The 8,005-nt window shown below is 70.1% G+C and carries 7 protein-coding genes; 3 read left to right on the plus strand and 4 right to left on the minus strand.

From position 1 onward, the window contains the following. Nucleotides 1–816 (plus strand): AEC family transporter (locus tag AC1D15_RS11580; protein ID WP_477826084.1); only part of this gene is annotated, 816 nt, incomplete at its 5' end. A gap of 108 nt (nt 817–924) precedes the next feature. Here the strand turns inward: AC1D15_RS11580 and AC1D15_RS11585 are convergent. From AC1D15_RS11585 to queG, 4 genes are all read right to left on the minus strand, one after another. After that, nucleotides 925–3,150: a TonB-dependent receptor gene (locus AC1D15_RS11585; protein WP_477826085.1), complete on the minus strand. Its 2,226-nt coding sequence runs from the start codon at nt 3,148–3,150 to the stop codon at nt 925–927. Nucleotides 3,151–3,227: 77 nt separating this feature from the next. Further along, complete coding sequence (locus AC1D15_RS11590) at nt 3,228–4,271, minus strand: purine-nucleoside phosphorylase (RefSeq protein ID WP_477826086.1); 1,044 nt, start codon at nt 4,269–4,271, stop codon at nt 3,228–3,230. After that, nucleotides 4,268–5,299, minus strand: coding sequence for a 5'-methylthioadenosine/S-adenosylhomocysteine nucleosidase (locus tag AC1D15_RS11595; protein ID WP_047506192.1), 1,032 nt, complete (start codon nt 5,297–5,299; stop codon nt 4,268–4,270). The genes AC1D15_RS11590 and AC1D15_RS11595 overlap by 4 nt, the downstream gene beginning before the upstream one ends. Nucleotides 5,300–5,363: 64 nt before the next feature. Next, nucleotides 5,364–6,458 (minus strand): tRNA epoxyqueuosine(34) reductase QueG, encoded by a 1,095-nt coding sequence (queG, locus tag AC1D15_RS11600; protein WP_477826087.1) that lies wholly within the window; start codon nt 6,456–6,458, stop codon nt 5,364–5,366. Here queG and tsaE point away from each other — a divergent pair, their 5' ends adjacent. Both tsaE and AC1D15_RS11610 read left to right on the plus strand, forming a co-directional pair. Beyond that, a complete protein-coding gene (gene tsaE / locus AC1D15_RS11605; protein ID WP_477826088.1) occupies nt 6,459–6,947 on the plus strand; it encodes a tRNA (adenosine(37)-N6)-threonylcarbamoyltransferase complex ATPase subunit type 1 TsaE in 489 nt (162 codons plus the stop codon). Next, the coding region (locus AC1D15_RS11610) for an N-acetylmuramoyl-L-alanine amidase (protein WP_477826089.1) at nt 6,944–8,005 on the plus strand (1,062 nt) is incomplete at its 3' end. The genes tsaE and AC1D15_RS11610, both read left to right, overlap by 4 nt.

The raw sequence follows: 8,005 nt of genomic DNA on the forward strand, positions 1-8,005 counted from the left end.
GTCTGGGAGGCCGCCGAGCGGCTCGTCTACTACGTGCTGTTCCCGGTGCTGCTGTTCAACTCCATCGTGCGCAGCCCGCTGCAGCCGGCGCAGACGCTGAGCCTCGCGGCCAGTGGCGTCGGCATGCTGGGGGTGGGCATTGCACTGTCCTACGCGCTGCGACGCTGGCCGGGCGTCGATGCGCGGCTGCATGCGTCGGGCGCGCAGACGGCGTTCCGCTTCAACTCGTTCATCGCACTGGCGCTGGCCGAGCGGCTGGGTGGCCAGCAGGGTGTCGCGTGGATGGCCTTGCTGATCGCGCTGGGCGTGCCGCTGTGCAACGTGGCGGCGGTGTGGCCRCTGGCGCGCCATGGCGGGCATTCGTATGCGCGCGAGATCGTGCGCAACCCGCTGATCGTCAGCACGGTGGCGGGGCTGCTGGCCAATCTGGCGGGGCTGCAGTTTCCGGAGGCCGTCGCGACGACGTTGCAGCGCATCGGGGTGGCGGCGCTGCCGGTGGGGTTGATGGCGGTGGGGGCCGGCCTGCGGGTGGCGGGGCTGCGGGCCGCGCCGGGGCTGGCAGCGGCCTTCCTGTCGATCCGGCATGCGGTGCTGCCGGCGGTGGCGATCGGGCTGACGGCGGTGCTGGCGCTGCCGCTCGCGCAGCGGGACATCGTCGTGTTGTTCGCGGCGATGCCCACCGCGTCGAGCGCCTATGTGCTCGCCGCGCGCATGGGCGGCGACGGGGCCTACGTGGCCGGCCTCGTCACGCTGTCGACGCTCCTCGGGATGCTGAGCATCCCGATATGGCTTGCGGTGCTCGCGGCGCTGCCTTGATCCGAGCAAGCGCAGCGAGCGACCCATCAAGCAACGCGCCGGGGAACTGGCTTTGCCAGGCCCCTGGCGTGGCGCCCCTTGGGGGCAGGAGCGAAGCGACTGGGGGGCTCAGAAACTTGCCTTGAACTGCGCGCCGAAGGTGCGCGGCTCGTTGACGAACCCCGTCAGGTTGTTGAAGTCGATCCCGCCGACGACCTGGATCTCGTTCGTGATGTTGCGCGCGAACACCGCCGCCTCGTACTTGCCGTTGGCCCACTGGTAGCCCAGYCGCAGCCCGCCGGTCAGCAGCGACTTGCCGGTGAACTCCGTCGACTCGTACAGGAAGAAGTTGATCTTGCTGCGGTACGACCAGTCGGTGTAGACGAAGTACTCGCCGCCCGATGCCGTCGGCACGCCGTAGCGCAGCGTCACGTTGCCGATCCACTTCGGGGCTTGCGGCAGCGGGTTGCCGTCGATGTGGTACGTGCCGGCCACCGTGCCGGCCGGGTCGGTCACCGTGCACTGCGCACAGCCGGCCACGACGAGATCGCCGTCCTTGATCTTCGTCATGTTGTAGCTGCCGTTCAGGCCCAGCAGCAGCGTGTCGGTCAGGTACGCGTCGAAGTTGAACTCCACGCCCTGGCCCTGCGCCTTCTTCGCGCTGACCAGCGTCGTCACGTTCTGCGAGCCGCCCACCGCGCTCAGCTGCTGGTCCTTCACGTCGTAGTGGAAGACGCTGACCGAGGTGCGCGCCCGCTTGTTCCACAGGTCGGCCTTCACGCCGGCCTCGTACGAGGTGTTGGTTTCCGGGCCGGCCTTCGACTGCGGGCCGAAGGCCGAGGCGTTCTGCAGGCTCGAGGCGCGGAAGCCGGTCGCGACCCGGGCGTACAGGTTCACGTCGGGCGTCAGCGTGTAGGTGCCGCTCAGGTCCCAGTTGACCTTCGAGTCCTTGGTGTCGGCGGTGGTGCCGGCGCTGCGGTCGATCGCCGTGTCGGCGGAGGTCGTTGCAAGGGTCTTCTCGTCATGCGTGTAGCGCAAGCCGCCGCGCACGTTCAACTGCGGCGTGAACTGGTAGTTGGCCGAACCGAACACCGCCCAGGCGTTGTTGACCTGCGTGGTCTGCACCGAGGTGTCCGGGCCGTGGAAGATCGTGTCGTAGCTGACGCTGTTGATCAGGTAGCGCTCGCGGAACAGGTAGACCCCACCCTGCCACTTCAGCGGGCCGCCGGTCAGTGATTCGAGGCGGAACTCCTGCGAGTACTGGCGGTGGCCGTTCAGCGCGTCCGAGGTCTCGCTCGAGAACGGGATGAAGCCGGGGCCGTTCACGCCGCCCCCCGGTGCGTACGGGGCGCCGTAGCCGCCATCGACGTCGCCGCGGCTGTAGGTGTACAGGTGCTCGAAGCCGGTAATCGAGTTCAGCGCCACGGTGTCGAAGGCCCAGCGCAGCCGCAGGCTGGTGCCGAAGTTCGACAGCGTCTGCTCGTTCTTGCCGTCGATCGTCACCGACTTCTCGTCGAAGCCGTCGACCAGGTCGTTCGTGCCCGGCTTGATGATGTTGGCGCGGAACAGCCGCGCCGTGCCCTTCAGGTCGCGCATGTGCACGTTGCCGAGCGCGCTGAAGCTGCTGCTCGGCTGGTACAGCGCCTGCAGGCGGATCGCGTTGTCGTCGTAACCCTCGAGCTTGTCGGTCTGCGCCGGGCGGTAGTTGTTGTCGACCCAGTCGTCGCGGTGCTGCGACTGGATCGACACGCGGGCCGCGAAATCCGGGCTCGCCGACGCGTTCCACGCGCCTTCGAGGTTGGTGGTGCCGAACGTGCCGTAGCTGATGCTGCCGTAGCCCTCGTTCTTCTTCAGCTGCGGCTTGACCGATTCGAACTTCACCACGCCGGCCGGCGTGTTGCGGCCGAACAGCGTGCCCTGCGGGCCGGCCAGCACCTCGATGCGGTCGAGGTCGAAGGCCGGGAAGCCCTTCAGGATCGGGTTCTCCTGCACCACGTCGTCATAGATCAGCGAGACCGGCTGTGACGCGTTCAGGTGGAAATCGGTGTTGCCGTAGCCGCGGATGTAGAAGCGCGGGAAGGCGCGGCCGAACGACGACTCGATGTTCAGGCTCGGCACGCGGCCCGACAGCATGCGGATGTCTTCGCCGGACGAGTTCAGCACGTCGAGCTTCTCGCCGCCGAGCGTCGAGATCGACATCGGCACGTCCTTCGCGTTCTCGCTGCGGCGCTCGGCGGTCACGGTGACCGGGGCCAGCACGCTGGTTTCCTGGGCCTGGGCGGCCAGTGCGGCCAGGGCCAGTCCGATGCAGAGGGAGGCGCGGGTCAGCGCGAACGGGGCCGCTTGTTGGGGCATGGGTACATCCGTGTGGGTGAGGGAATGGAGGGCAACAGCAACTGCCATGCCACGTTCAGGTGCATCGGGGCCGCCGCTCAGGGCGCGGGCACGCCGACGCGCCACTGGTCCCAGTGCGCGACGATGTCGGTCACCAGCGGCCCGCCGGCCGCGACCAGGTTCTGCGTGGCCGGCACGAAGCCGCCCGGCGTGCCGGCCGTCGACGCCATCAGCGACGCATACGCGCTCTGCCCCGAATGGGGGCGGTCGAAGTTCGAGGCGGTGCGCAGCACGGCCAGCCGCTTCAGGTCGACGCGGCCGGCGGCCGCCGCCCGGGCCAGCGCGTTGTAGGTGGCGTTGTCCTCCTGCTGGGTCGTGCAGTAGGTGCCCTTGCCGTCGGTCAGCAGCCGGGTCCRGGCGCGGGCGTGCTCGCCCAGCTTGTCGCCATGCCACCAAGTGTCGCCGCCCAGCGTATCGCACTGGGTCACGGTGGGCGGCTTGCGGGCCGCCGCCTGCTTGTAGCGCTTGCGGTAGGCCTTCGCGGCGTCGCTGTCGGCGAGCTTCGCGTTCCTGCTGAGCGCCAGCGCCTTCTGCAGCAGCGCCTCGTCGAGCTGCGCGAGCTCGGTGTGGTAGTCGAACTTCGGCTTCTCGCCGGGGCCCTTGGTCATGATGCCGAAGTAGCCCGAGGCCCAGCCCTTGGGCATCTCGCGTGCATCGAGTTCGTGCGCGATGCCGACATCGACCAGGTAGCGCGCCCATGCCGCCGTGCCGAGCGTGCCGCGCGCCGGGTCGATGCCCGCGATGCCGGCGATCAGGAAGTACGTCTGCCGCAGGTCGAAGCGCGGGTCGAGCGTGACGGCCATCGTGGAGGCGGCGACATTGGCGTGCCCCATGCCGGCTGTCAGCAGGCACACGTCGTCGCTGTTGCAGCGCAGCGCCGGGCTCTCGGGCAGCAGGCCGGGCACCGGGATGGCCTCGGTCAGCTTCATCGGCGCTATCCACGGCGCGGCCTCGGGCTCGAACATCGCGATGATCAGCACCTTCAGCGGGCGCGGGGCGGGGGCCGGGGTTGGTGTCTGGGCTTGCGCCTGGGCCAGCGAGGCGGCCGCGGCCAGCAGCAAGGCAAGGATCGTCTTCTTCATTTCGGTTGTCTCCGGGGAGTGGCGCGGGCCTTCCAGGCCTCGAGGAAGGCCATCGTGACGGCCGCTTCGTTGGTTTCGGCCAGCCCGCTCGAGAACAGCGCGCCGACGTCGGCGTTGAACTCCTCCGCGCCGGCCAGGTCGCTGAGGCTGCGGAACGCGATGTAGGGCACGCCGTTCGCGTGGGCCACGTGCGCGAGCGCGGCGGTCTCCATCTCGAAGGTCTCGGCCTGCAGCTGCTCGAACAGGTAGCTGCGGTAGGCCGGGTTGGCGAGGAACAGCGTGCCCGACACGCCGCGCCCGCCGACCACCACGCGCGGCTGCGTCGCGACGCACAGCTTCGGGTCCGGCTCGGCCACGCCCGGCGTGAAGGCCTTGGGGCCGCAGCGCGCCAGCGCTGGCCGGATCGCGCGGGCGACCTCGAGCATCGCCGGATCGGCCTCGTAGTCGAAGCGGAACTCGCCCTGCGGCGCGCGCTCGCGGCTCATCACGAAGTTCTGCCGCATGAAGAGCCCGCCGACCGGCGCCGCGCCGACGAAGGGCGGCACCGGTTTGCCGTCGGCCTCGGCGAGCTTCAGGCCGAGGCAGCTCACGTCGCCCGGGGCGCCGCAGGGTGCGGGCGGCGTGCCGTCATGGTTCCAGTACACCTCGAGCGGCATCGCCCAGCGCTCGGGCACGATCACGTCGCCGACGTGGTGGGCCGGGTTCACGCCGCCGCTGATGCCGCTCATGATGAGCCGCTGCACGTGGAAGTGGTCCAGCATCAGCTGCGTGACCATCGTCGAGTTGATCATGCTGACGCCGCTCAGCACGATGACGACCCGGTTGCCGCGCAGCGTGCCGGTCGTGAAGCGGTTGCCGTTGACCGTGAAGCTGCGCCGGCCCTGGGTGTTGGCGACCAGGATGTCGGCCTCGGCGCCGAAGGCCGAGACGATGCCGATGCGCGGCGTGCAGTCGCTCAGGCAGCGTGGCGCGGCATGCGCGGGGAGGGAGAGGACGAAGGCGAGGAGCAGCAGCAGGCGGGCGATCATCAGGGGCAGTTCGGTGGGGACAACATCGGATTGAGCAATGTTCGTGCCGTTCGACTGCCACGGATCACGCGGAGAGCGCCCAGTCTATGTGCTCTCGCACCAGTTCGTCAGCCCCCTCGCGCTCCGCCTGCAACGCCTCCACCAGCGCCGCGCGTTCGGCAGCCGGCGTGGCCGGGTCGCGCAGCGCGTTGCCGATCGCCACCGCGAGGTTGCGGCGCCAGCGCTGGTGGCCGATGCGGCGGATCGCGCTGCCTTCGGTGTGGCGCAGGAAGTCGGCCTCGGTCCAGGCCCACAGGCTGCGCAGCGTCGKCGCCGCGAGCGCGTCGCGCACGTCGAAGTCGGGCAGCGGGCTGCGCTGCGCGTACTTGTTCCAGGGGCACGCCAGCTGGCAGTCGTCGCAGCCGTAGATGCGGTTGCCGATCGCCGGTCGCAGCTCGACCGGGATCGGCCCCGCGTGCTCGATCGTCAGGTACGAGATGCAGCGCCGCGCATCGACGCGGTAGGGCGCGACGATGGCGCGCGTCGGGCAGACGTCGATGCAGGCGCTGCAGCTGCCGCAGTGCCCGGTGACCGGGGCCGACAGCGGCAGCGGCAGGTCGACGTAGATCTCGCCGAGGAAGAACATCGAGCCGGCCTCGCGGTGCAGCGTCAGCGTGTGCTTGCCGCGCCAGCCGATGCCGCTGCGCGACGCGAGCTCGACCTCGAGCACCGGTGCCGAGTCGGTGAACACGCGGTGGCCGCGCGGGCCGACGGCCTGCTGCAGGCGGTCGGCGAGCTTCTGCAGCCGGTGGCGCAGCACCTTGTGGTAATCGCGGCCGCGGGCATAGACCGACACGGCGGCCTGCGCGGGCGAGGCGAGGCGCTGCCATTCGACGGCCTGCCAGTCGTCGGGTGTCGCGTCGGGGAGATAGTCCATGCGCGCGGTGATCACGCGCACGGTGCCCGGCACCAGTTCGGCGGGGCGGGCGCGCTTCAGGCCATGCGCGGCCATGTAGCCCATCTCGCCATGGAAACCGTCGCGCAGCCACGCCAGAAGCCCTGCCTCGGCGGAGGACAGATCCACATCGGCGACGCCGATCTGTGAAAATCCGAGCGCGAGGCCCCAGTCGCGCAGCTGCGCGACCAGGCCATCACCGTCCAACTGCTGAGCTTCGGTCATTTGACGATTCTAGAAACCCGATCGCTGCCCTGGCCCGACGAGGCCGCCTGCGCCGCCACCGCGCAGCGGCTGGCGGCGCATCCCTCGCTGCGCCATGCCTTCATCGAACTGCACGGCCCGCTGGGGGCCGGCAAGACCACCTTCACGCGCCACCTGCTGCAGGCGCTCGGCGTCACCGGGCGCATCAAGAGCCCGACGTATGCGGTGATGGAGCAGTATCCGCTGCCGGGCGCACCGGTCATCTCGCATTTCGATTTCTACCGCTTCGAGGATCCGCAGGAGTTCGAGGACGCGGGCTTCCGCGACGTGTTCGGTGCCCCTGGGCTGAAGATCGCCGAGTGGCCGGAGAAGGCACAGGAGCTGCTTCCCGTGGCCGATCTGCGGATCGACATCGCGTTCGATGACGTTGACGCGGGCGAAGAGGGTGGGGGGCCGCGCCGCGTGCGCCTGGCCGCGCAGACGCCGCTCGGCGTGGAGCTGCTGGCATGAAGCGGCGCGCTGCGCTGCAAGGCCTCGGCAGCCTCGTGCTGCTGCTCGGCGCCAACGAGCTCGCGTTCGGCGCAACCATCGTCGCGGTGCGCGTCTGGCCGGCCGCCGACTACACCCGCGTGACGCTCGAGTCCGACTCGGCGCTGTCGGTCAAGCACTTCCTGGCCGAGAACCCGAACCGGCTGGTGATCGACATCGATGGGCTGGAGCTCAGTCCCGCGCTGCGCGAACTGGTGGGCAAGGTGCGTTCCGACGATCCGTTCATCGGCGGCGTGCGGGTCGGGCAGAACCAGCCGCGCGTCGTGCGCCTGGTGATCGACCTGAAGCAGGCGACCGCGCCGCAGCTGTTCACGCTGGCGCCGGTGGCGGCCTACCAGCACCGGCTGGTGTTCGACCTCTATCCGACCGAGGAGCGTGATCCGCTGCTCACGCTGATCAAGGACAAGGAGCAGGCCGAGCAGCGTGCGGCCCAGGAGGTGCAGGACGCCCTCGGCGAGTTCATCGGCAAGATCGGCCGGCCGCCGGACGTGAACATCAAGCCGCTGCCGGCGCCGGCGCCATCGCAGCCGCCGGTGGCCGCGGCCTCGCAGCCGCATGGCGGGCCGCTGGCGTCCGGTGCCGCCACGGTGCCGCCGATGTCGCAGGGGCGCATCGACCGGCTGATCATCGTCGCGCTCGACCCCGGCCATGGGGGCGAGGACCCGGGCGCGAGCGGTCCGAGCGGGCTGCACGAGAAAGACGTGGTGCTGCAGGTGGCGCTGAAACTGCGCGACCGCATCAACGGGCTGCCGGGCTTTCGCGCGATGATGACCCGCGACGCCGACTTCTTCGTGCCGCTGCAGGACCGGGTGCGCAAGGCGCGGCGCGTGCAGGCCGACCTGTTCGTGTCGATCCATGCCGATGCCTTCCTGACGCCGAAGGCGCGCGGCGCCTCGGTGTTCGCGCTGTCGCAGCACGGCGCGAGCAGCTCGGCGGCGCGCTGGATGGCCGACAAGGAGAACGCTGCCGACATGGTGGGCGGCGTCAACTTCAAGGCCAAGGACGCCGCGGTGCTGCGC

The organism is Rhizobacter sp. P2_H2 (assembly GCF_056403375.1).